Raw genomic sequence first — 21571 nt, forward strand, 5'->3', positions numbered from 1 at the left:
CCGACATAGGTTCCTCCAACGCCAGACACAGGAAACCGCTTCGCCACCGCAAGGGTGGCGGGGCGGTTTCATCGTTCCCGCAAGAGGTTTCTCCATGACGCATGATTATGACCCGCAGCTCGGCCTGTATATTGGCGGCGAATGGCTGAATGGCGGCGGCCGGGACACTCAGGAAGTACGCAACCCGGCGACCGGCGCGGTGCTCGCGGCGCTGCCGCTGGCGACCGCCGACGATCTGGATCGAGCGTTGGAGGCCGCGCAGCGCGGCTTTCTCGCATGGCGCGCCACTGCGCCTGAAGCGCGGGCTGCAATACTGGCGAGGACCGCCGCGCTGATCCGCGAACGCGTCGACCGGCTTGCCCGGCTGGCGACACTCGAACAGGGCAAGCCCTTTGCGGAGGCGCGCGGCGAAGCGCTGGCAGCTGCCGCGATGCTCGACTTCCATGCCGGGGAGGCAGTGCGCATCTATGGCCGTGTCCTGCCGCGCCCGCCGGGCATGCGCTCGCTGGTGCTGCAGCAGCCCGTCGGGCCGGTCGCGGCGTTCTGCGCATGGAACTTCCCGATCCTGAATGTGGTGCGCAAGATCTCGCCGGCGCTTGCCTCCGGCTGTTCGATCATCCTGAAGCCGAGCGAGGAAACGCCGGGCAGCGCGGTCGAGACGGTGCGATGTTTCCAGGATGCCGGCTTGCCCGGGGATGTCGTGCAATGCGTGTTCGGTGTGCCCGACCTGGTCTCGCGGCAGCTCCTGACCTCGCCGATCACACGCAAGCTCAGCTTCACCGGCTCGGTGCCGGTCGGCAAGCATCTGCTCCGGCTCGCCGCCGACACGGTGATGAAGACGACAATGGAGTTGGGCGGGCACGGCCCGGTGCTGGTGTTCGACGATTGCGACCTGGACAAGACGCTCGACACATTGGTCGCGCATAAATTCCGCAATGCGGGCCAAGTATGTGTCTCTCCGACGCGCTTCTATGTGCAGCAGGGCATCTACGATCGCTTCGCCAGCGGCTTTGCCGAACGCACCAGGCGGCTGAAGGTCGGTGATGGGCTGGAGACAGGGACTCAGATGGGGCCAATGGCCAATCCGCGCCGTCCCGATGCGATCGCGGCGATGGTCGAGGATGCGCGCAGCATCGGCGCGCGCGTGCTGGCCGGCGGCGACCGGGCGGAGGGGGCAGGGTTCTTCTACAACCCGACCGTCATCGCCGATGTGCCATTGAGCGCGCGGGCGATGAATGAGGAGCCGTTCGGCCCGATCGCATTGATCGCACCCTTCGCCACGGTGGAGGAAGGGATTGAACAGGCCAACCGCTTGCCGTTCGGCCTTGCCGCCTATTGCTTCACGGAGAATGGCCGGCGCCAGAACCTGCTCGGCGATGCAATCGAGGCGGGGATGGTCGCGATCAACAGCGTGCGGCTGACCTGGCCCGACAGCCCGTTCGGCGGCATGAAGGACAGCGGCTACGGCTCGGAGGACGGCCCGGAGGGCATTGCCGCGCACATGATCACCAAGGTGGTGCATATCGCCTGATGCGTCAGGCCTTTGGCGCGGCGTTCATCCCTGATCCCGGCTTCCGTCCGAACAGGAGCGGCAGGCAGAACAGATAGAGCGCCGCGCCGGCGACCCAGACAAGGCCAGGAACGGTCGCGCGCGAGGCGAAGTAGGTTTCGCTGATGATCATCGGAAAAAGAAATGGGGGAGAGCGCCCTGGGCAGCTCGATCCCCCACACTGCAATCGCGCCGTTGCCGGTCTCACCGGCTGGCTCCACTCCTCGAACATTATTATTGTTCGGCGTGACGACAGCGACTCCGGCGTAGCGCAAAGCGAGGGCAAAAAAAAGGGCCAGCCCCTCGAAAGGGACCGGCCTTGAAAGTTTTAGGAGAGGATGCCTGAAAGGCACCGTCTTTGTGCACTGCAGCGTGAATTATCGCAAGTGCGAAAAATGCGCATGTGATTGCGTTTTGTGCAACTGTAATCATTTATGCGCAACCGCCGGATATGGCGGAATTGCGTGTGTTCCTCCGGAACTGGAGCGTGGAGCGAGACGACTTTGGCGTGCAATAATATTATCTTTACCAGGATTTGAGCCTTCCCGCCGCGTTGCGGCGCAACGATTTTGGGCAATAAACTGAATTTCGGCTTCAGCTTTTTTGCTGAAGCGGAAATGGAAATACTGGCTAAGGGGTGGGCCGTTCGCTCCGAAAGACCTCCGCCATCATGCTTCGCCTGATCTGCCTGCCGCTCATTGTCCCGCTGCTACCGAGTCCCGCGCTCGCGCAGCGGGCGCCGTCGGGCCCGGCCGATGCCAGTGGCGACATCGTCGTGATCGGTGCCGGGCTGCCGCTGCCGCCGGGTACGCCTGCTTATGGCTCCGTGGTGATCGACCGCGACCGGTTGACCGACGAAGCATCGGGCCGGGTCGAGAATGTTCTGAAGGATGTTGCCGGCTTTCAGCAATTCCGCCGCTCGGACAGTCGCTCGGCCAATCCTTCGGCGCAGGGTATCACGCTGCGCTCGCTCGGCGGCAATGCCTCGAGCCGAACATTGGTGTTGCTCGACGGCGTGCCGATCGCCGATCCATTCTTCGGCTATATCCCGTTCGCGTCACTGTCCAGCGACCGGCTTGGCGCGGTGCGCATTACGCGGGGCGGGGGAGCGGGACCGTTCGGAGCGGGCGCGGTCGCAGGGACGGTCGAACTGGTCAGTACGGGGCGCAGCGATTTGCCGCTTGTCGCCGGCGAAGGCTTTTACGGCAGCAACGATGCGATGAGCGTATCCGGCGCGATCTCACCCGACCTCGGCGACAATGGCGGCTTTGCCACAGTGTCGGGCAAGTTCGAGCGCAGCGACGGCTTTTTTACCACGCCGCCGGCGCAGCGCGTTCCTGCCTCGGCACGCGCACGGTATCGCGACTGGTCGGCGGCGCTGCGTGCGGTCGCGCCGCTCGATGCCGCAACCGACCTGCAATTTCGCGGCACCGTGTTCGGCGACAATCGTACGCTGCGCTTTGTCGGTGCGGACAGTTCGTCGGAGGGGCAGGATGCGAGCATCCGCCTGGTCCATCGCGGCAACTGGCAGGTCGATGCGCTGGCTTATGTCCAGGCGCGCAACTTCACCAACCGGGTGATCAGTGCGACCAGTTTTCACCTGACGCTTGATCAGCGCAACACGCCCTCGACCGGCCTTGGCGGCAAGATCGAGATCCGCCCGCCGGTCGGGTCCGACCATGTGCTGCGCCTCGGGGTCGATGCGCGGCTCGCGGAAGGAGAATTGTTCGAGGACGCCTATAACGGCGTCACCGGCCTGGTCACCGCACGGCGCAATGCCGGCGGGAAGACCAGCACCATTGGTGCGTTCGTCGAGGATGACTGGTCGATCGGAAAGCTGGTGCTGACCGGCGGGGTACGCGGCGACCGCTGGACGATCACGGACGGTTTCTATCGCGAGCGGAGCGCCGCGGGCCAGCCGACCGCCAATAATGATTATGCGAACCGCGACGGGTTCGAAGGCACCGGCCGGGTCGGCGCGCTGTTCAATGCAAGCGATGCCGTGGCGCTGCGCGCGGCGGGCTATACCGGATTCCGCCTGCCGACCCTGAACGAGCTGTATCGCCCGTTCGTGGTCTTCCCGATTACCACTCAAGCGAACGAGACTCTTGGGCTCGAGAAACTGAAGGGCGTCGAGGCGGGGATCGATGTCACGCCGCTGCCGGGGGTGAAGATCGGCATCACCGCCTTTTACAACCGGCTCGACAATGCGATCGCCAATGTCACGATCAACGCCACGACGCGTCAGCGCCGCAATGTCGACGCGATCGTCGCCAAGGGTGTCGAGGTCACCACCGATATGCGCTTCGGCGCGGTGAGGGTCGACGCCTCCTATGCGTTCAGCGACAGCAAGGTGCAGGCATCGGGCAGCTCGATCGGCCTTGATGGCTTTACCCCCGCACAGAGCCCGCGCCATTCGGCCAGCGCGACATTGGGTTGGGCACCGATCGGCGGCCCGGCCTTGTCGGCGACGCTGCGCTATGTCGGCGCGCAGTTCGAGGATGACCTTGAGAAGGATGTCCTGCCCGACGCGCTGACCGTCGATGCAACGGCGCGCATGCCGGTGACGAAGCATGTGTCGATCATCGGGCGGGTGGAGAATCTGTTCGACGAGACCGTGGTCACTCGCAACGCCGGGGGATCGATGGACTATGGCACGCCGCAGACCTTCTGGATCGGTATCCGCTTCAATTGATCAGGGTGGGGACCAGTGCGTGCATAGTTCGGCACGCAACCCTGTACCGGCGACCGGCATGCCGGCGCCCAGATTCAGATACTGCAGCGCTGCGCCATAAGCTGGCCAGCGCGTCAGGTCGGCACCGTTCGGGTCACCGCTACGGATGAAGTTCACCCAATAGGCCTGGAGCGGCGGCGCATCGGCGGCAATGCCGTCCTCGCCCGGATTGCCGAAGACATGGCGCAATTCGCTCGAATGTCCCGGCTGATAGGTAAAGTCGTAGCGCCACACCGTAGTCCCCGACTGCTGGCGCATCCCGGCAACGAACTCGGTCGGGCAGGTGAAGACGATGTCAGTGCCGATCTGCATTCGGACCGGACCGCGTAACCGGTCGGCGGACGGCGCTTCGCTGCGGTCGAAGCCATAGAAGCGCGCCGCCGCGGCTCCATTCGCGCCGAATGCCAGCAACAGCCGCTCGTGCGCGCTGGCCAAATCGGGGTAGAAATCGATCTCCTGCGCATTGGTGCCGATCAACAGCGGCACGCGCTGCCCCCCGCCGCGCGCCAGCGTCTTCGCCGGCGGTTCGGTGATGACATGGCCGTCGATCGTGACCTGGACCCACGGGCTGCCGGCCTCGGGCAGGCCAGGCAGGGTGATGCCGCGCGCCGCCTCCAGCAATGCGGCGACCGGTAGTGCACGCAACGCGGCTGCAGTGGCATGAGGCTGGCCCGCCAATGTGGCGAGCCGTTCGCCGATCGCCTCGCTGGCGCGCAGATCGCGGGCCGGAAAGCCGAAGCCCGCCGTACCGCTCTCTTCGATCGCGCGTCGGAACAGCCCCTTGGCCAGGGGCGAAACCTGTAGCAGCCCGACGTCCATCGCCCCGGCCGATTGACCGCCAAGCGTCACCTGTGCCGGATCGCCGCCGAACCGGGCGATGTTGCGCTTGACCCAGGCCAGCGCCGCCTGCTGATCCATCAGCCCGTAATTGCCCGAGGCACGAAAGGGCGATTCCGCGGTCAGCGCCGGATGCGCCATGAACCCAAGCGCGCCGAGCCGGTACTGGATCGACACCAGCACCACACCGCGGCGTACCATCGGCGATGCGATCGTGCCCACGCCGCCGCCGGCCTTGTTCCCGCCGCCATGGACCCACACCAGCACTGGCAGAGGCCGCGCTGGGGTCAGGCTCGGCGTGGCGACTTCCAGGTACAGGCAGTCCTCGGCGCTATAGCCGGCATTGGCCTGGTTCCAGCCGTCACTGAGCTGGGCGCAGGCCGGCGCTGAGCGCGTTGCATCGCGCACGCCCGTCCAGGGCTTGACCCGAACCGGCGGCTTCCAGCGCAGCGCACCAACCGGCGGCGCTGCGAACGGCACACCACGAAAGGCGATGCGGTCGGCAAGCGGCTCGCCACGGATCTGCCCGCCATCCACGCTGACGACGGCCGTGCCGGGCGCCGCTGCCGTTAGAAGCGCCAGACCGGCAAGGGCAGATGCGCGCCAGAACATCATCATTGTCCGTCGTCCCGGTCAAAGGTCGCGCCAGCTCCCAAGGTGAGCGGCGCACACATCTTACTGTTTGGGGGCATGTTGCCAATAACCTGACCACGGGCGATTCAACCTCGAGACGAGTCGTGAAAGCGTGGTGGCGGGAGAAACATCATCCGGTGGTTCGCCCCGCTCTTTGACATGACTGATAGATATCGAGCCTGTCCGCGACCGCTGTTCCGGCAATAACAGCGGTGAGCTGACCGCTGTTATTGCGCCATCTGACCCCTGTTCCATACTTCCCGTCGAATATTGGATATATTGATCAAAGCATTGAAGATTGGTAATAAAGACGGATTTATAATCCAACTTAACAGGGGTGAGGTTTTTTATTTTCCGAATAACAGCGGAAAGGCCGGTCCGAAGTTGAACGCAACCCGCATTCCGACGGTGCTCTTTGTCGAATATCAGCGGGTCTCAAGTGCCGCCATCCAGCGTTTGCCGCAGGCGCGGTGCCGCGAAATCGAGGAAGCGGCGCATCTTGAGCGGCATCTGGCCACGCGCCGCGTGGATCAGGTTGATCGGTGCCGGCTCGGGCTCGAACGCCTCCAGGATGATCTTCAGCGTGCCTGCCTCGACCGCCCGTGCCACCTGATAGTGCAGCAGACGCGCGACCCCGACCCGACGAACCGCCGCATCCACCGCCGCCTCGGCTGTGGATACCGTGAGCCGCGCTACGATCGGGATTTCGCCAGGCATATCCGATCCGGCAGGCCGAACTTGCCAGCCCGGCGACGGCAGCGGGATGGCGAGCGTGATACAGGGCAGCCGGGCGAGATCCTCCGGCACTTGCGGTACGCCATGCCCCGCGAGCAGGGCAGGGCTGGCGCAGATCACGGTCCGCATCGACCCGACCCGTGTCGCGATCATGGTGCTGTCCGGCAGCCGGCCGATGCGGACCGCCATATCGACATGATCGTCGACCAGATGGACGTTGCGGTCCGACAGAATGAGGCGGATATTGATTTCCGGGAACAGCGCGAGGAAATCGATCACCACCGGCAGGACGTGCAGTCGGCCGAACAGCACCGGCGCAGTCAGCACCAGTTCGCCTTTCGGCGTGACGAACTCGCCCGCCGCCTCGCGCTCTGCATCCTCGACCTGTTCCAGGATGCGCCGCGCTGCTGCGACATAAGCGATGCCGGCATCGGTCAGGGTCAGCTTGCGGGTGGTGCGGATCAGCAAGCGGGCGCCGAGCAGCGCTTCCAGGTCGGAAATCTTGCGACTGAGCGTCGGCACGGGAACGCGCAGCGCACGCCCGGCGGCAGACAGGCTGCCCTGTTCGATGACGGTCAGCAGCATCGACATGGCTTCGAAGCGATCCATCAATCTTTCCACTTTTCGGTAAGCTGAGTTCCAATCTTATCGGATTATGTACTGAACTTAAAAGGCCCATTTCCCTGTCAGCGGGCCGGAGCAGCTCGCGCAGTACAGGAGCTGATTATGTCCCGTATCGTTATTCCGACCCGCGATGCAGCACCCGGAGCGTCCCGCGCGACGCTCGACGCGGTCCACCGCCAGCTTGGCGTGGTGCCAAACCTGTTCCGGCTGCTCGCGATCAGTCCGGCGGCGCTGGCGAGCTATACGGGCCTGTCGGAACCGCTCAAGAAAGTGCTCGACGTCAAGACGCGTGAGCGGATCGCGCTGGCGGTCGCCGAGGTCAATGGTTGCGACTATTGCCTCTCGGCACACTCCTATCTCGCGCTCAACCTGGCCCGGATCGGCCCGGAGGAGATTGCGCTCAACCGTGGCGGCGCCTCTTCCGATCCGCGCGCCGATGCCGCGGTGCGCTTCGCCGTCAGTGTGACGCGGGAGCGCGGCCATGTGAGCGACGCGGATCTCGCTTCGGTGCGCCTGGCCGGCTTTGGCGAGGCTCAGATCGTAGAGATCGTCGCGCTGGTTGCCGAGAATGTCTTCACCAACTTCCTCAACGAAGTCGCGGCGACCGATATCGATTTCCCTGCGGTCCGCGCCGCCGCCTGACATCTTTCCGACGCCGGAGATTGATCATGTCCTATGGTTTCCTCGACATTGCCGTGACCCCCAGCGTCCGCGCCGCACAGGTTGCGATGGGCGTCGAGGGGACGTGGACCGACTTCAAGGGCAACCGCGCCTTCGATCGCTTTACCGACAATGAGGCGGCGTTCATTGCCGATCGCGACAGCTTCTACATGGCGACGGTGTCGGAGACCGGCTGGCCCTATGTCCAGCATCGCGGCGGTCCGCGCGGGTTCGTGAAACTGGTCGACGATCGTACGCTCGCCATACCCGATTATCGCGGGAACCGGCAATATATCAGCGTTGGCAACCTCGCCGCGAGCGACCGCGCGGCGTTGATCCTGATGGATTATACGCGGCGCGCCCGGCTGAAGATCTATGCGCATATCGAGGCGGTCGCGCTCGACGCGGATCCTGCGCTCACCGCACGGGTCACGGTCCCGGATTACAAGGCGAAGATGGAGCGCATCCTGTTGCTGCGGTTGCAGGCGTTCGACTGGAACTGTCCGCAGCACATCACGCCGCGTTTCACCGAACCGGAGGTTGCCGAAGCGGTCAAGCCGCTGCGGGATCGCCTGGCTCAGCTGGAGAGCGAGAATGCCGGGCTGCGCGCCAGACTCGCCGCCGAAGGAGATCGATGATGGAGAACCAACGCCTGCCCGTGCCACCCTTCACGCTGGTGTCCGCGACCGAGAAAGTGCGGCTCGCCGAGGATGGCTGGAATAGCTGCGATCCGGCACGCGTGGCGCTTGCCTATACGCCGGACAGCAAATGGCGGAATCGTGCCGAATTTCTTGAGGGCCGCGACGCGATCACCGCATTCCTGACACGTAAATGGGAACGAGAGCTGGAATACCGGCTGATCAAGGAATTGTGGGCATTCTGCGACAACCGGATTGCGGTGCGCTTTGCCTATGAATGGCGGGACGATAGCAGCCAGTGGCTCCGTTCCTATGGCAATGAGAATTGGGAGTTCGACGAAAATGGCCTGATGCGCCTGCGCATTGCCAGCATCAACGATCTGCCGATCCGCGACTGCGACCGCTGTTATCACTGGCCACCTGGCCGGCGACCCGACGATCATCCGGGGCTCAGCGACCTGGGCTTCTAGCCGCTCCAACGATCCTGATCGACCCGATTACCACCAGCCGGCGGCGCCTGCCGTTCCAGCAACGAGGAAGCATGTCATGACCAATATCACTTACCGCACCGCCGATGTCGATGGCTTCGAGATCTTCTATCGCGAGGCTGGCGATCCCACGAAGCCTACATTGTTGCTGCTGCACGGCTTCCCGACCTCGGGCCATATGTTCCGCGACCTGATCCCGCTGCTCGCCGATCGCTTCCACCTTGTCGCACCCGATCTGCCCGGTTTCGGCCGCTCGGCGCTGCCGTCGCGCGATGCCTTTACCTATAGTTTCGACCAACTCGCCAAGGTGATCGACCGATTCACCGAAGTGATCGGGCTCGAGCGGTTCGCGATCTATATCTTCGACTATGGCGCGCCGACTGGGTTGCGCATCGCGATGGCGCATCCGGAGCGGGTGACCGCGATCATCACGCAGAACGGCAATGCCTATGTCGAGGGGCTCAGCGACGGCTGGAACCCCATCGAGCGCTACTGGCGCGAGCCGACCGATGCCAATCGCCAGGCGTTGCGCAAAATGCTGACCGAGCATTCGATCCGCTGGCAATATGAGCACGGCGTTGCCGATGTCATGGCGATCTCGCCCGACGGCATCGCGCTTGACCTCCATTATCTCGAGCGGCCCGAGGCCGATGAGGTGCAACTCGACCTGATGCTCGACTATGCCAGCAACGTCGCGCTCTATCCGGCTTTCCAGGCCTATTTCCGCGAACATCAGCCTAAGCTGCTGGCAATCTGGGGCAAGAATGATCCGTTCTTCCTCCCGCCGGGCGCCGAGGCCTATCGCCGCGATCTGCCCAATGCGGATATCCGCTTCCTCGACACTGGCCATTTCGCGCTCGAAACCCATGCGGGCGAGATCGCGGCCGCCATTGCCGGCTTCCTCGACAAATAGCCGCGCGCATCCCATTTAAGGCGGGATTGGAGACCCATCATGACCGAGTATCGCAAGACCGCCGAAGCCGTCGCGGCGCTGACCCCGGAGCAATATCGCGTGACGCAAGAGAGCGGCACCGAACGCCCCGGCACCGGCCCGCTGCTCGCGAACAAGGAGCCCGGCATCTATGTCGATATTGTCTCAGGCGAGCCGCTGTTCGCTTCGTCCGACAAATATGAATCGGGTTGCGGCTGGCCGAGCTTCACCAAGGCGATCGAACCGGCGAATGTGAGCGAGCTGCGCGACGACACGCACGGCATGGTGCGCACGGAGGTTCGCTCGGCGCATGGCGACAGCCATCTCGGCCATGTCTTTCCGGACGGGCCGCAGGATCGTGGCGGTTTGCGCTACTGCATCAACTCAGCTTCGTTGCGCTTCGTGCACCGGGACGACATGGCGGCGCAGGGCTATGGGGCGTATCTCGACCAGGTCGAAGAGGTGGCCTGAGTCGAGGCTTGGGCGGACGCTCAGTTCAGCGTTCGCTCCCGGCCGGGCGGATCAGTGGTTCGGGTGCTTCGACCACGCTGTCTGACGGGACATCGCGCCGCAGCCAGACATTGCCACCGATATGTGAACGCGCGCCGACAGTTAACGGGCCAAGCAGGACCGCACCGGCAAAGATCACGACATCGTCCTCGATCGCGGGATGGCGTCGCGTGGTGCCTTCACCTTCCGCCTGAGCCGCACCCGCCGCCACTGGCTCGCCGCCCAGCGTCACTCCCTGGTACAGCCTGACGCGGTCACCAATCGTGGCGGTTTCGCCGATCACGATTCCAGTACCATGATCCATGAAAAACCGCCGTCCGATCCGCGCGCCGGGATGAATGTCGATCCCGGTTTCGGTGTGGGCGATCTCGGCAATAATGCGGGCAACCAGTGGCGCGCCAAGGCCATGAAGAAGATGCGCCAGCCGGTGATGAATGATCGCCGCAAGCGAAGGATAGGATAGCAGGACTTCATCAACACTGCGCGCCGCGGGATCATTGGCAAAGCCGGCCTCGACATCGTCGTCGAGCAGGCGCCGGATGCGGGGTAGGCTCGCGGCGAACACACCGATGATGCGTTCGGCTTCCGCGCTTTCCTCGGCGCTGTCGATTCCGGGCCGGGCGATCCGAAGCTCGATAACGATTTGTGCAACAAGTTGCGAAAGGGTCGATTCCAGCGTCGCTTCGATCCAGCGATTTTCGTTATCGGCAGTCAGCTCCGGTGGCCCAAGGCGTAACGGAAACAGTGCGGAACCCAGTTCGCGGAGGATCCGCTCCAAGGCGCGGCGCGATGGAAATTGGAGCCCGCGTTCGGCATGCCGGGCATGGCCGGTGCGCCAATCCTGTCGCGCGCGCTGAAGGCCATCGATCACGATGTTCAGTTCACCGGGAAATGCGATTGTCGATATAGTTTGGCCATGATCGCTCATTTCTTTCCCTTTCTCAGCACATCGCGCAGCAGGTTGATGACCGCATCATTCTCGGCGGGCGTGCCAATGGTGATCCGAACCCAATCGTCGAGTGGCGGGAAGCTGCGTGCGATCTGAATATCGCGCTCGGCTGCGACGCGGCGCACATCCGCAACGGCGCTGGTCTGAAAGAAGACGAAATTCGCCCGGCTGTCGGTGTGATGTAAGCCGAGGCTGTCCAATGTCGCGGTCAGCCGGGCCCGTTCGCCGACACTATGCTCGCGGACCGACCGGACATGGGCCTGATCTCCAGCGCCGCCGCTGCGGCGACCAAGGCCAGGCGGTTGAGTGAATGCGGTGCACCGATCCCGGCCTTGCGGAGTCCCTCGGCCAGCGCCGCCGGGGCTAGCGCATAGCCAACCGAAAGCCCGGCGAGACCGTAGACCTTGGCAAGGGTGCGGAAGACCAGGACATTTGCGCCGTCACGAAGATATCGCACCGCACTCCGACCGGCGAGGTCGTCATACTCCAGATAGGCTTCATCGACGACCACCAGTGTCCGGCGCGCGGAGTCCAGAATGAATGCGTCCAGCGCCGCCTGGTCGTTCACGGTGCCTGATGGATTGTGCGGATTGACCAGATTGACTGCCAGCGTTCGCGTGTCGATCGCGCGGGCAAGCGCCGGCAGGTCGTTTTCGAGCCGCGCGTTGAGCGGGACCGGCACCGCCACCCCGCCCAGCGGCGCGCTGGCATCAACCAGTGCGGTATAGCCGGGCGCCGAATAGACGATGCCACCGCCGCCCGGATTCTGGCGCGCCAGGAAAAGCCCCAGTGGCTCAAGCACTTCGCCAATCACGACTTGCTGAGGGGCGACCCGTTCGAGCGCGGCAATCTGCTTTGTCAGCGCATCGACTTCGCCTTGCTCGACATAGCGTTCGACCCCGCGAATATGCGCGGCGATCGCTTGTCCTACCTTAGGCGATGGACCAAACGCATTCTCGTTCAGGTTGAGCCGGATCGGGCCGACCGGGCGCGGCGGGCTAGCTGCGCGGGCCGGCATCGCGGTGGCGAGGAGGCCCGCGCCGCCGACTTGCAGCCATTGCCGGCGGGTGAGAGGAGCATTCTCAGACATCAGAAGCTGAATCCTGCACGGACATAATAAAAGGCTCCGCTGAAGCCGAAGGGCGAAAACTCACTATATGGGAACACCCCGAACGTATCGGCCCCGGTCAGCGCCGGTGTCGATGCGATGTTCTTGGTCGGATAGACATTGAAGATATTGTTGGCGCCGACCGTCGCGGTGATGTTGGGCGTGACCTGACCGGTGAAACTGAAATCGGTGACCCATTTGGGATCGAGCCGCTGGATCACATCGAGATTGCCGGCGGCACCCGATTCTGTCGGGAGCGTCCGGAAGGGCGTCGAACCCTGTGCGATCAGCGCGACATTGGCCGATGTCTGGTTTGTCAGCGCGACCTGCTCGACCCGGCCGTAGCGTGTGGTGCGGGCATCGAAGGTGATCGGCCCGATCTTCCAGTTGGCGCCTAGCGCGATCTTGTCTCGCGGCTGGCCATGTTCGATGCGGGTGCGTTCGTTGATGTCGAACAAGGGCGTGGTGATCCCCAGCGCGGTAATCTGGCCGGGCGTTCTGCCGACCCGACGAAGCTGGACCTGATTATAATTATACGCAGCACTCAGCCGCAGCACGCTCCAGCCGCCGAGCCTGGTGGTATAGGCGGCCGTCACATCCACGCCTCGGGTGCGCGTGTCGATCGCGTTGGTGAAGTAGCGCACGCTGGTCACGCCCGGGATGCCGATCGACGCGAGATAGTCGCGCAGGACACGGCGCCCGGCGGCATCGACATAATTGGACGACAGTGCGATCTGATTGTCGATATCGATCTGATAATAATCGACCGATGCGGTGAGCCCGCCGCCGGCAAAGGTCAGGCCACCGCCGAAATTGGTCGATTTCTCAGGCTTGAGGTCTTGCGCACCGAGCGCCCGGGCGAGCGTCGACCCGACCGGGGCGGTGCGTACCAGTACGAATTCGGGAAAGCCGGTAGTGTTGTTGACGATGGTGCGGCTGCTGGTCGAACTGAAATATTGCTGCGCCAGCGAAGGCGCATGGAAGCCGGTGCTGACCGAACCTCGCAGTGCGAAGCCGGCCGGCAGCTGGAGGCGAGTCGATGCCTGGCCGTTCCAGGTATCGCCGAAATCGCTGTAATCCTCATAGCGGCCGGCAAGGTTCACCTGCCAGCCCTTGGTCACCTCGGTATTGAGTTCAGCGAACGCTCCGATCGCATGGCGATCGACCTTGACCGCGTCGGCCGGCTGGATACCGGCAAAGCCCTGCGATCCGATCGTCGGTACCGCGCCGGCGTTGGGGCCATCGAGGATGCGGGCCGACCCAAAGGCATAGCTGTTCGGCTCGCCCGGCGTGATCTTATAACCATCGTAGCGCAGCTCGGCACCCACCGCCAAGCCGACCGGTGCCGCCAGCCCGACATCGAAATCGCGCGACAAAGTGAGGTCGGTGGTCGACTGCCAGTTGCTGAACTTGCCGGCGTAGAAGCGGGTCGGGCTTGCCGTGCCAAGCGTCGCGTTGAGCGTGTTGGTCGGACGATATTCGATGCTGTTACCACCATAGACCGAGGACAGGTCCCAGCCCCAGCCCGCCAGGTCGCCGCGCAGCCCGAGTCCGGCCGAATAGTCGACGCTCTTGGTGTCGATGAACGGGAGGAAGCCATTGGGGTAGATCGCGCGGACATTCTCGTCCTGGCCGGCGCGGCGGAACGACGCGTTGGAGTGCGCCTTGCTCTCGCGATAACCGCCAAAGCCGTAAAGCTCGGCATCGCCGATCGGCTTCTTCAGATTGACGACCACGCTTGCGTCCTTCGTGTCCCCCTCATCGGCGAACCGCCACACATTGCGATCGACGGCCGCCTCGCGCGGGTCGAGCGTGGTGCCGGCAATCCCGCCCGGCGGATTAAGCCCGAGCCCGGCGCCATAGCGGGCCGACAGGGGCTGCGGCGTGCCGGTGGGCGAGGTGCCGAAATAGAATTGGCGCGTATCCGGCAGCGCCCGGTTCGCACCCTTATGGTCGCGATAATAAGCGGTTGCATTGATGAAGCCGTCATCGCCGAGCTTGAGGCCACCACCGAGCGAGAATTCATAGGTGTCACCACCGCCATTATAGGTGGAGCCGGCGCTGGCCGTGCCGTGGAATTTGGTGTCTTCGCGCAGCAAGATGTTGATCACGCCGGCGATCGCGTCGGAGCCATATTGCGCTGATGCGCCGTCGCGGAGGATTTCGATCCGGCCGATCGCGGCGGCGGGAATCTGATTGAGATCGGTCGGTGTTGCGCCCTTGCCGATCGTGCCGCCGGTATTGACCCAGGCGGCATTGTGAAGGCGCTTTCCATTGACCAGGACCAAAGTCTCATCGGGCGACAGACCACGCAGCGAGGCCGAATGGATATGCGTGTTGCCGTCCGGCGTGGTCGGTGTCGCAAAGGCGAACGATGGCGCGAGCTGGCGCAACACTTCAGTGGTTTCCTGATAGCCCGACGCGCGCAGATCATCGCCGCGCAACACGTCGATCGGCACCGGCGAGGTGGTGACCGTACGATCCGAAAAGCGCGTGCCGGTCACGACGATTTCGTCGCCGGGCACGGTGCTTGCCGCTGTCGATGTGTCGGGAGCCGCAAGGTCCTGAGCATTCGCCTGGAACGAAACAAGCGATGTGGCGAACAGCCAGGCGGATTTTTTAGGCATGTGGTAACTCCCCGATTTCTGCCTTACGCCGATACCCCATCGAATTAGTAGGAAAACAAAGAAAATCTATCATGCCATCGCACGGCCACGCTTTTGCGCGGGACAGTCTGCTGATGGCGGGCAGGAGAAAATCTACCTCGCATGCGTTGTCGAATGCGGCGTAGTTTTGTCTAGGATGGTCCGGCTGCCGGACCCGCCGTCAACGTTCAACAGGCGGGAAAGAGATGTTCGAGATCCATCCTCTATATTCGCTCGCGGGCGTCGCGGTGGGTCTCCTTGTCGGCCTGACTGGTGTCGGGGGTGGATCGTTGATGACGCCGCTGCTCGTGCTGGCATTTGGTTTCCACCCGACCACCGCGGTGGGCACCGATCTGCTCTATGCGTCTGCGACAAAGACCGTCGGCACCGCAGTCCATGGTTTCAACCGCACGGTAGATTGGAAGGTCGTGCGGCGGCTGGCCATAGGCAGCGTGCCTGCGACCCTGGTGACGCTTCTGGCTCTGGCCTATGCCGGCACGAAATTCGACGGCACGGAGCATGTGATCACGGTCACACTGGGCTTCGCACTGATCGCAACGGCGATCGCGATGGCGTTTCGCCGTCAGATTCTGGCCTATTACGCGGATGCCATAGACGCGATGACCGACGGCAAGGTGAAGCGCCTGACCGTCATTCTGGGTGTCGCACTTGGTGTTCTGGTGTCACTGTCGTCAGTGGGGGCAGGGGCGCTCGGCATGACGGCGCTTCTAGTCCTGTATCCCAAGCTGCCGACCAACCGTCTTGTCGGGTCCGACATCGCTCATGCCGTGCCGCTGACCCTGATTGCGGGCATGGGACATTGGGCGATGGGCTCGGTTGATTTCGGGCTGCTGGTGTCGCTGCTGATCGGGTCGGTGCCGGGGATCATTATCGGCAGCCTGGTTTCGGCACGCATCCCGGATCACGTCTCGCGCGCGGTTCTCGCCGGGACGCTAGCTATCGTCGGTGGGAAACTGATCTTCTAGAGTATCGAGCGCGCGCGTTGTTCGTGCGGGCCGGGGCGCGACCATTGCGCTGCCGGCGCCACGCCGATGCTGTTGTCGACACTGAGAAAGAGCCTGCCGAACATGTCGGCAAGCGATGACATGCCAGGTTCAGCGAGAGGATTGAATCGCTACCGTGACCCCGGCCATGGGAGCGGGCGCAGGAGATATGGGACACCGGTTTGTCTCATTCTTCAAGCCATGGCTGCGCGAGCGACCGCAATAATATCGTTATTTATAAGCTACTAAGAAGAAAGGCATGTGAACGGCCAGACATCTGGACCCTTCCCATACCGGCATGATCTGAAGAATAGAAAACGTATCAAGCCCTAAAGAGCGCAGACGATTGTTACGCCTGAATATCCCATCATTTTAGTGGGAAATATTGGGCGGGACACTAAATACGATGATGGCACGACAGGTTTCGCTCCGCTCCGGGGTTGGGGGATTGGCTCTGATCTGGGGCGCAATGCCGGCATATGCGCTAGCGCCGCCGGCTCAAGCGATACAGCTCGTATCGGCAGGTGCCGCCGTCACGGACGAAGCGGCGGAGGCAGCGCCCGCCGTCGAGGAATCGGAGGATATTCTGATCACGGCGCGGCGTCGTGACGAGCGATTGCAGGACGTGCCGATCGCGATCAGCGCCGTGTCGGGCGATACGCTGCAGACACAGCATATCGACCGCATTGCTGATTTCGCGGCGAAGCTGCCCAATTTTTCCGCGGTTCAGCAGAATACCCGCGTCTCCGGCCTGTATGTGCGCGGGCTTGGCGGCAATGCGAATAATGACGGGGCTGAATCCGGTGTTGGCCTGATCGTCGACAATGTATTCTTCACTCATGTCGGCTTCAGCTGGCTGGATTTCGTCGATCTCGACCATATCGAACTGGTCCGCGGACCGCAGGGCACCCTGCTCGGCAAGAACACAACGATCGGGGCGCTGGTCGTGACCACCAAGCGGCCAAGCTTCACGCCGGAACTGAACCTGGAGGCAGGGTACGCGAATTACGGCCGGTACCAGATCCGGGCCAATGCGACCGGGCCAGTGATCGGTGACACGCTCGCGTATCGCGTGACCTTCTACCAGGATAAGTCGAACGGCTGGGCGCGCAACAAATATGACGGGCAGAAATATCTCGACATCAACCGCTGGGCAGTGCGCGGGCAGCTGCTGTTCGATAGCGGCCCGGTCACCAGCCGCCTGATCGCCGAGCATTACGAAACCAGCGAATTCAACAATTACTATCCCAACTTTGCCGACGCGACGACCTTCGTCAACGGCACTGCCCGTGCCGGAAGCTGGGATACCAAGATGCGCACCCTGTTCGGCTACGCGCCGGATTACACGGTCGGCAAGAATGCCGATCTAAATACCCAGCAGCGCATCGACAGCCGTGTCAACGGCATCTCCAACGAGCTCAATATCAAGCTCGGCGGTCATACGCTGACTGCGGTGACGGCGTGGCGTCAGCTACGCTTCCGGCCCAAGAACGACAGCGATCAGTCGCCTTTCTCGATCCTGCGCGCCGGCTTCGATGTCGATGTCGACCAATATTCGCAGGAGCTGCGGCTTGCGTCGCCGACGGGTGGCACGGTCGACTATCAGGTCGGCGGTTATTTTCTGCGTGAGGATCTGATCAGCAACAATCGCTCGATCTTCCAGTCCGATGCGACGAGATGGTTCCTGCCCGGGGTGCTGCCGTCCGCGATCCTCGATGGGGTCGAGTATGATCAGGTCGGCAAGCTCCAGGTGACGAGCGGCGCCGCATTCGGTCAGGCGACCGTGCATCTCAACGAACGCGCCTCCGTGACCGGCGGCGTGCGCTTTACTCGTGAGACGAAAAAGGCGTCGAACACCGCTATTACCTTTGGCGGAGCGCCACTCCCGGCGGTGCTCGCTGGGGCACGGACTGCGATCCTCACTGCGTTCGGCGGGCTGTTTACGCCGGTAGCGGACAAGCGCACCACTGATAGCTGGTCCTGGCTGATCAATCCGTCCTACAAGATCAGCGACGACGTACTGCTCTACGCCTCGGTCAGCTATGGCGAGAAATCGGGCGCCGCCAATCTTAGCGCATCGGGCGACAAGCCGGTGATCATCGATCCGGAGAAGTCGACCGATTATGAAATCGGGCTGAAGACGACGCTTGGGCGCGCGACGCTCAATGCCAATCTCTATTGGAACGATATCAGGGATTATCAGGCGGTTCAGCTTGATCCCACGCGCGTCTCGTTGGGCAATTTCCTCGGCAATGCCGCCCGGGTGCGGCTGCGTGGCATTGAAGTCGAAGGCGAAGTGAAGCTCGGCGCGGGCTTCAGTGCTTCGCTCAGTGGATCGTACAACGACGCCACATATCGGTCCTACAAGAATGCGCCGGTGCCGGTCGAATATAGCTATGCCAACGGACCGCGGAGCCTCGATCTGTCCGGCAAGCGCGTGGTCGGGTCGGCCAAGTGGAGCGGCCAGGCCAGTATCGCCTATGACGCGCCGGTCAGCGACCGGTTCAATCTAAACGGATATGTCAATCAGACCTATCGCAGCGCGACGAACCTGCTCAATCCCTATTCCGCCTATGGCGCGCAGGAAGGTTATGGTCTGACCAATGCCGGGATCGGCATCCGCACGGCGGACGACAGATATTCGCTGCTGTTCTGGGGCCGCAACGTTCTCGACAAGCGCTACGCCGTGGGCATTGGCCAGGCGACCGCGGTCAATCCCTTCATCAAGGTGCTGGGCGATCCGCGCACCTTCGGCGCCACCGTCAAGGGGCGGTTCTGATGCCCGCCCGGCCATCACGCCTCATTCTCACAGGAGAAAGATCATGACGTCGCTTGCGAATGCGTATCTCAATGTTCCCGATCCCGACAGTCCGATCGAGATCGCCGCGGTTGGCGGCCGGATCGGCGCCGAAGTGCGCGACGTGCGGTTGGGCGCCGATCTCGACGACGCAACGCTCGCAGCGGTTCGCGCGGCGCTGGTGCGGCACAAGGTGCTGTTTTTTCGCGGGCAGGGGCATCTCGACGATGCCGGGCATGAGGCATTCGGCAAGCGTTTCGGCACGCCGGTCGCGCATCCGACAGTACCGAGCCGGGGCGGCGATTTCCTGTTCGAACTCGATTCCCAGCTCGGCGGGCGCGCCAATAACTGGCATACCGATGTCACCTTTGTTGAGGCCTATCCTTTTGCCTCGATCCTGCGCGCGGTGACCATTCCCCCAGCCGGCGGCGACACCGTCTGGGCCAACACCGCCGCCGCCTATCAGAACCTGCCCGAGGATCTGCGCGCTCTCGCCGACCGGCTGCGTGCAGTTCACACCAACGCCTATGATTATGCCGCGGTACGCCCCGAGGCGAGCGAGCGCGAACTTGCGATCCACCGGCATGTCTTCGCATCGACCGTCTACGAGGCCGAGCATCCGGTCGTGCGCGTGCATCCCGAAAGCGGCGAGCGGACCTTGCTGCTGGGCGCGTTCGTGAAGCGCATCATCGGTCTGACGACGACGGAGTCGCAGCGCATCTACGACATCCTGCAAAGCTATGTGACGCGGCTGGAAAATACCGTGCGCTGGCGCTGGACCCAAGGCGATGTGGTGATCTGGGACAATCGCGCCACCCAGCATTATGCGATCGACGATTATGGCGACCAGCACCGCGTCGTGCGCCGCGTGACGCTCGACGGACAGGTTGCAGTCGGCGTCGATGGACAGCCGAGCCGTCAGCTATTGCCCGAACCAGCCGCGCTTCAGGAGATCGCAGCATGAACCGCCGTCATATCCTCGCCGCTATTGCCGGCTTTGCCGCCACACTGTCACTCGCTGCATGCGGCGGCGCGCCGAAACAGGCGGCCGCGAACAAGGGTATCGTGTTCGCCACCCAGAAGAACGGCGCACCGTTCGTGGCGCAGCAACGTGGCGAGTTCGAAAAGCGGCTGAAGGCACGCGGCTTCGGGCCGGTCAAATGGGTCGAATTCTCCTCCGGACCGCCATTGATCGAAGCCTTGCGCGCCGGGGCTGTCGATATCGGCCTCGTCGGCGATACGCCGGTGGTCTATGCCCAGGCTTCCAAAACCGATCTCTACTACGTCGCGACGCAAAGCTTGCCCGGCCTGGTCGGCAGTGGCCTGGTCGTGCCCAAGGCGTCCGCGATCCGCACCTTTGCCGATCTCAAGGGGAAGAAGGTCGCTTATACCAAGGGGTCGTCGTCCGAATATACTATCGCCTCCGCGCTTGGCAGCATCGGCCTCAAACTGTCCGACATCGAGCCGGTCAATCTCACGCCGGGTGACGCACAGACCGCGCTTGCCAATGGCTCGATCGACGCCTGGCTGACCTGGGATCCGTATTTCACGCTGGCGCAGTTGCGCGGCGGAGCACGCGAAATCGCCGTACCGCAGGCCGATCTGCGAACCGTGGCCTTTTACGTCGCCTCGGGGAGCTTCGTGCGCGACCGGACCGATGTGCTGAAGGCGACGCTCGACGAGCTCCGCACCGAGGCGAAATGGGGCAATGCCAACCGCAGCTATTACCGCGATGAGGTCGCCAAGGCGACGCGATTGCCGCCGGCGGTGCTGCAGGGCATGCTCGATCGCTACAAGGATTTCCTGTTCGCGGTCGATCCGGTCACGCCGGTCGATATCGCCGCGCAGCAGCGCGTGTCCGACTATCTGTTCGACGCCAAGGTGATCCCGATCAAGGTCGATGCGGCGAAGGCGGCATGGCAGGGCTGGACGCCGGCGCAATGAGCGCCGCGCGGCGCTGGCGGTTGAGCGACAGCGCGATCACCCCGGCGATCGTGCCGGTCGGGCTGCTGCTCGCCTGGCAACTGGCGTCGACCGCGGGGCTGTTGCCGTCGAACATCCTGCCCGCGCCGACCGCGGTGGTGAAGGCGGCTGGGGAGTTGATCGCCAATGGTCAGCTTGTCGCCAATCTGGCGGTCAGCACGGCGCGGGCGCTGACCGGACTGGTCGCGGGCGGCGCCGTCAGTTTCCTGCTTGGCCTGTTGTGCGGTGTGTCGCCGACCGGCCGGCGCCTGCTTGACCCGACCTTGCAGATGGTGCGGACCATCCCGCACCTTGCGTTGTTGCCGCTGGTCATCCTGTGGTTCGGGATCGGCGAGCAGGCCAAGATATTGCTCGTCGCGTGGGGGATCTTCTTTCCAATCTACCTCAATACCTATCACGGCGTCGTCTCGACCGATCCGCAGCTGATCGAAATGGGCAAAAGCTATGGCATGACGCGGTGGGAGCTGTTCCGGCGGGTGATTTTTCCCGGTGCCCTGCCGTCGATCCTGGTCGGGCTGCGCTTCGGGCTTGGCATCATGTGGCTGACCCTGATCGTCGCCGAGACGATCGCAGCCAATTCGGGCATCGGCTATATGGCAATGCAGGCGCGCGAGTTCAGCCAGACCGACATCATCGTGCTGTCGATCTTCGTCTATGCCGCACTCGGCAAGCTTGCCGACAGCCTGACGCGCCTGCTCGAACGGCGCCTGCTGCGCTGGAACCCCGCTTATGCAAAGGCCTGAGCC

General features: G+C 63.4%; 20 protein-coding genes. 12 read left to right on the forward strand and 8 right to left on the reverse strand.

Features of this window, described 5'->3' with window-relative positions; all coding sequences use genetic code 11:
* The first annotated feature begins 94 nt into the window (after nt 1-94).
* Nucleotides 95-1531 carry an NAD-dependent succinate-semialdehyde dehydrogenase gene (locus tag H3Z74_RS08285; protein ID WP_187763423.1) on the forward strand — a complete coding sequence of 479 codons (1437 nt, stop codon included), beginning with the start codon at nt 95-97 and terminating at the stop codon, nt 1529-1531.
* 4 nt (nt 1532-1535) lie between these two features.
* On the opposite strand, the gene H3Z74_RS08290 is transcribed toward H3Z74_RS08285, so the two are convergent.
* On the reverse strand, nt 1536-1682 hold the full coding sequence (locus H3Z74_RS08290; RefSeq protein ID WP_187763424.1) for a hypothetical protein: 147 nt from the start codon (nt 1680-1682) through the stop codon (nt 1536-1538).
* Nucleotides 1683-2219: 537 nt separating this feature from the next.
* Here H3Z74_RS08290 and H3Z74_RS08295 point away from each other — a divergent pair.
* Nucleotides 2220-4244, forward strand: a complete 2025-nt coding sequence (locus H3Z74_RS08295) for a TonB-dependent receptor plug domain-containing protein (RefSeq protein ID WP_187763425.1) — start codon at nt 2220-2222, stop codon at nt 4242-4244.
* Here the strand turns inward: H3Z74_RS08295 and H3Z74_RS08300 are convergent, their stop codons facing one another.
* Both H3Z74_RS08300 and H3Z74_RS08305 read right to left on the reverse strand, forming a co-directional pair.
* Nucleotides 4245-5732, reverse strand: a complete 1488-nt coding sequence (locus H3Z74_RS08300; RefSeq protein ID WP_187763426.1) for a carboxylesterase/lipase family protein — start codon at nt 5730-5732, stop codon at nt 4245-4247.
* 456 nt (nt 5733-6188) lie between these two features.
* The gene (locus H3Z74_RS08305) at nt 6189-7097 is read right to left on the reverse strand and encodes a LysR family transcriptional regulator (RefSeq protein WP_187763427.1); all 909 of its coding nucleotides are present in this window, start codon (nt 7095-7097) and stop codon (nt 6189-6191) included.
* 117 nt (nt 7098-7214) lie between these two features.
* Between H3Z74_RS08305 and H3Z74_RS08310 the strand changes: the two genes are divergently transcribed.
* From H3Z74_RS08310 to msrB, 5 genes are all read left to right on the forward strand, one after another.
* On the forward strand, nt 7215-7754 hold the full coding sequence (locus H3Z74_RS08310; RefSeq protein ID WP_187763428.1) for a carboxymuconolactone decarboxylase family protein: 540 nt from the start codon (nt 7215-7217) through the stop codon (nt 7752-7754).
* Between the two features lie 26 nt (nt 7755-7780).
* Nucleotides 7781-8410 (forward strand): pyridoxamine 5'-phosphate oxidase family protein, encoded by a 630-nt coding sequence (locus H3Z74_RS08315; RefSeq protein WP_187763429.1) that lies wholly within the window; start codon nt 7781-7783, stop codon nt 8408-8410.
* Nucleotides 8410-8880 (forward strand): nuclear transport factor 2 family protein, encoded by a 471-nt coding sequence (locus H3Z74_RS08320; protein WP_187763430.1) that lies wholly within the window; start codon nt 8410-8412, stop codon nt 8878-8880. The genes H3Z74_RS08315 and H3Z74_RS08320 overlap by 1 nt, the downstream gene beginning before the upstream one ends.
* A 76-nt stretch (nt 8881-8956) precedes the next feature.
* Nucleotides 8957-9811: an alpha/beta fold hydrolase gene (locus H3Z74_RS08325; protein WP_187763431.1), complete on the forward strand. Its 855-nt coding sequence runs from the start codon at nt 8957-8959 to the stop codon at nt 9809-9811.
* 39 nt (nt 9812-9850) lie between these two features.
* The gene (gene msrB, locus H3Z74_RS08330) at nt 9851-10300 is read left to right on the forward strand and encodes a peptide-methionine (R)-S-oxide reductase MsrB (RefSeq protein ID WP_187763432.1); all 450 of its coding nucleotides are present in this window, start codon (nt 9851-9853) and stop codon (nt 10298-10300) included.
* Nucleotides 10301-10325: 25 nt separating this feature from the next.
* On the opposite strand, the gene epsC is transcribed toward msrB, so the two are convergent.
* Genes epsC through H3Z74_RS08345 form a run of 4 tightly spaced genes read right to left on the reverse strand, consistent with a single transcriptional unit; the run spans nt 10326 to nt 15023 of the window.
* A complete protein-coding gene (gene epsC / locus H3Z74_RS08335; protein ID WP_229726973.1) occupies nt 10326-11210 on the reverse strand; it encodes a serine O-acetyltransferase EpsC in 885 nt (294 codons plus the stop codon).
* Nucleotides 11211-11263: 53 nt separating this feature from the next.
* Nucleotides 11264-11488, reverse strand: coding sequence for a hypothetical protein (locus H3Z74_RS24355; RefSeq protein WP_229726974.1), 225 nt, complete (start codon nt 11486-11488; stop codon nt 11264-11266).
* Between the two features lie 8 nt (nt 11489-11496).
* A complete protein-coding gene (locus H3Z74_RS08340; RefSeq protein ID WP_229726975.1) occupies nt 11497-12378 on the reverse strand; it encodes an aminotransferase class I/II-fold pyridoxal phosphate-dependent enzyme in 882 nt (293 codons plus the stop codon).
* On the reverse strand, nt 12378-15023 hold the full coding sequence (locus H3Z74_RS08345) for a TonB-dependent receptor plug domain-containing protein (protein ID WP_187763434.1): 2646 nt from the start codon (nt 15021-15023) through the stop codon (nt 12378-12380). Before H3Z74_RS08345 ends, H3Z74_RS08340 begins: the two co-directional genes overlap by 1 nt.
* Before the next feature lie 224 nt (nt 15024-15247).
* Between H3Z74_RS08345 and H3Z74_RS08350 the strand changes: the two genes are divergently transcribed.
* Nucleotides 15248-16027 carry a sulfite exporter TauE/SafE family protein gene (locus H3Z74_RS08350; RefSeq protein WP_187763435.1) on the forward strand — a complete coding sequence of 260 codons (780 nt, stop codon included), beginning with the start codon at nt 15248-15250 and terminating at the stop codon, nt 16025-16027.
* Here the strand turns inward: H3Z74_RS08350 and H3Z74_RS24605 are convergent.
* Nucleotides 16024-16149 carry a hypothetical protein gene (locus H3Z74_RS24605; protein ID WP_261300061.1) on the reverse strand — a complete coding sequence of 42 codons (126 nt, stop codon included), beginning with the start codon at nt 16147-16149 and terminating at the stop codon, nt 16024-16026. The genes H3Z74_RS08350 and H3Z74_RS24605 overlap by 4 nt on opposite strands.
* 344 nt (nt 16150-16493) lie before the next feature.
* Here H3Z74_RS24605 and H3Z74_RS08355 point away from each other — a divergent pair, with 344 nt between their 5' ends.
* The 4 genes from H3Z74_RS08355 to H3Z74_RS08370 are packed head-to-tail and all read left to right on the forward strand — an operon-like array spanning nt 16494 to nt 21568.
* Nucleotides 16494-18824, forward strand: coding sequence for a TonB-dependent receptor (locus H3Z74_RS08355; RefSeq protein WP_187763436.1), 2331 nt, complete (start codon nt 16494-16496; stop codon nt 18822-18824).
* A gap of 43 nt (nt 18825-18867) precedes the next feature.
* On the forward strand, nt 18868-19806 hold the full coding sequence (locus H3Z74_RS08360) for a TauD/TfdA dioxygenase family protein (protein WP_187763437.1): 939 nt from the start codon (nt 18868-18870) through the stop codon (nt 19804-19806).
* Nucleotides 19803-20786, forward strand: a complete 984-nt coding sequence (locus H3Z74_RS08365; RefSeq protein ID WP_187763438.1) for an aliphatic sulfonate ABC transporter substrate-binding protein — start codon at nt 19803-19805, stop codon at nt 20784-20786. The genes H3Z74_RS08360 and H3Z74_RS08365 overlap by 4 nt, the downstream gene beginning before the upstream one ends.
* Complete coding sequence (locus H3Z74_RS08370) at nt 20759-21568, forward strand: ABC transporter permease subunit (protein WP_229726976.1); 810 nt, start codon at nt 20759-20761, stop codon at nt 21566-21568. Before H3Z74_RS08365 ends, H3Z74_RS08370 begins: the two co-directional genes overlap by 28 nt.
* Nucleotides 21569-21571: the final 3 nt, after the last annotated feature.

The organism is Sphingomonas alpina, assembly GCF_014490665.1.
Classification (GTDB): domain Bacteria; phylum Pseudomonadota; class Alphaproteobacteria; order Sphingomonadales; family Sphingomonadaceae; genus Sphingomonas; species Sphingomonas alpina.

Bases quoted from the DNA above. Each gene is read 5' to 3' on its own strand.
- H3Z74_RS08365 (WP_187763438.1), top strand. From the start codon at position 19,803: ATGAACCGCCGTCATATCCTCGCCGCTATTGCCGGCTTTGCCGCCACA.
- H3Z74_RS08340 (WP_229726975.1), bottom strand. From the start codon at position 12,378: ATGTCTGAGAATGCTCCTCTCACCCGCCGGCAATGGCTGCAAGTCGGC.
- H3Z74_RS08350 (WP_187763435.1), top strand. From the start codon at position 15,248: ATGTTCGAGATCCATCCTCTATATTCGCTCGCGGGCGTCGCGGTGGGT.
- H3Z74_RS08305 (WP_187763427.1), bottom strand. From the start codon at position 7,097: ATGGATCGCTTCGAAGCCATGTCGATGCTGCTGACCGTCATCGAACAG.
- H3Z74_RS08360 (WP_187763437.1), top strand. From the start codon at position 18,868: ATGACGTCGCTTGCGAATGCGTATCTCAATGTTCCCGATCCCGACAGT.
- msrB (WP_187763432.1), top strand. From the start codon at position 9,851: ATGACCGAGTATCGCAAGACCGCCGAAGCCGTCGCGGCGCTGACCCCG.
- H3Z74_RS08300 (WP_187763426.1), bottom strand. From the start codon at position 5,732: ATGTTCTGGCGCGCATCTGCCCTTGCCGGTCTGGCGCTTCTAACGGCA.
- H3Z74_RS08315 (WP_187763429.1), top strand. From the start codon at position 7,781: ATGTCCTATGGTTTCCTCGACATTGCCGTGACCCCCAGCGTCCGCGCC.
- H3Z74_RS08285 (WP_187763423.1), top strand. From the start codon at position 95: ATGACGCATGATTATGACCCGCAGCTCGGCCTGTATATTGGCGGCGAA.
- H3Z74_RS24605 (WP_261300061.1), bottom strand. From the start codon at position 16,149: ATGTCATCGCTTGCCGACATGTTCGGCAGGCTCTTTCTCAGTGTCGAC.
- H3Z74_RS08325 (WP_187763431.1), top strand. From the start codon at position 8,957: ATGACCAATATCACTTACCGCACCGCCGATGTCGATGGCTTCGAGATC.
- H3Z74_RS08370 (WP_229726976.1), top strand. From the start codon at position 20,759: ATGGCAGGGCTGGACGCCGGCGCAATGAGCGCCGCGCGGCGCTGGCGG.
- H3Z74_RS08310 (WP_187763428.1), top strand. From the start codon at position 7,215: ATGTCCCGTATCGTTATTCCGACCCGCGATGCAGCACCCGGAGCGTCC.
- H3Z74_RS08320 (WP_187763430.1), top strand. From the start codon at position 8,410: ATGGAGAACCAACGCCTGCCCGTGCCACCCTTCACGCTGGTGTCCGCG.
- H3Z74_RS08290 (WP_187763424.1), bottom strand. From the start codon at position 1,682: ATGATCATCAGCGAAACCTACTTCGCCTCGCGCGCGACCGTTCCTGGC.
- H3Z74_RS08295 (WP_187763425.1), top strand. From the start codon at position 2,220: ATGCTTCGCCTGATCTGCCTGCCGCTCATTGTCCCGCTGCTACCGAGT.
- H3Z74_RS08345 (WP_187763434.1), bottom strand. From the start codon at position 15,023: ATGCCTAAAAAATCCGCCTGGCTGTTCGCCACATCGCTTGTTTCGTTC.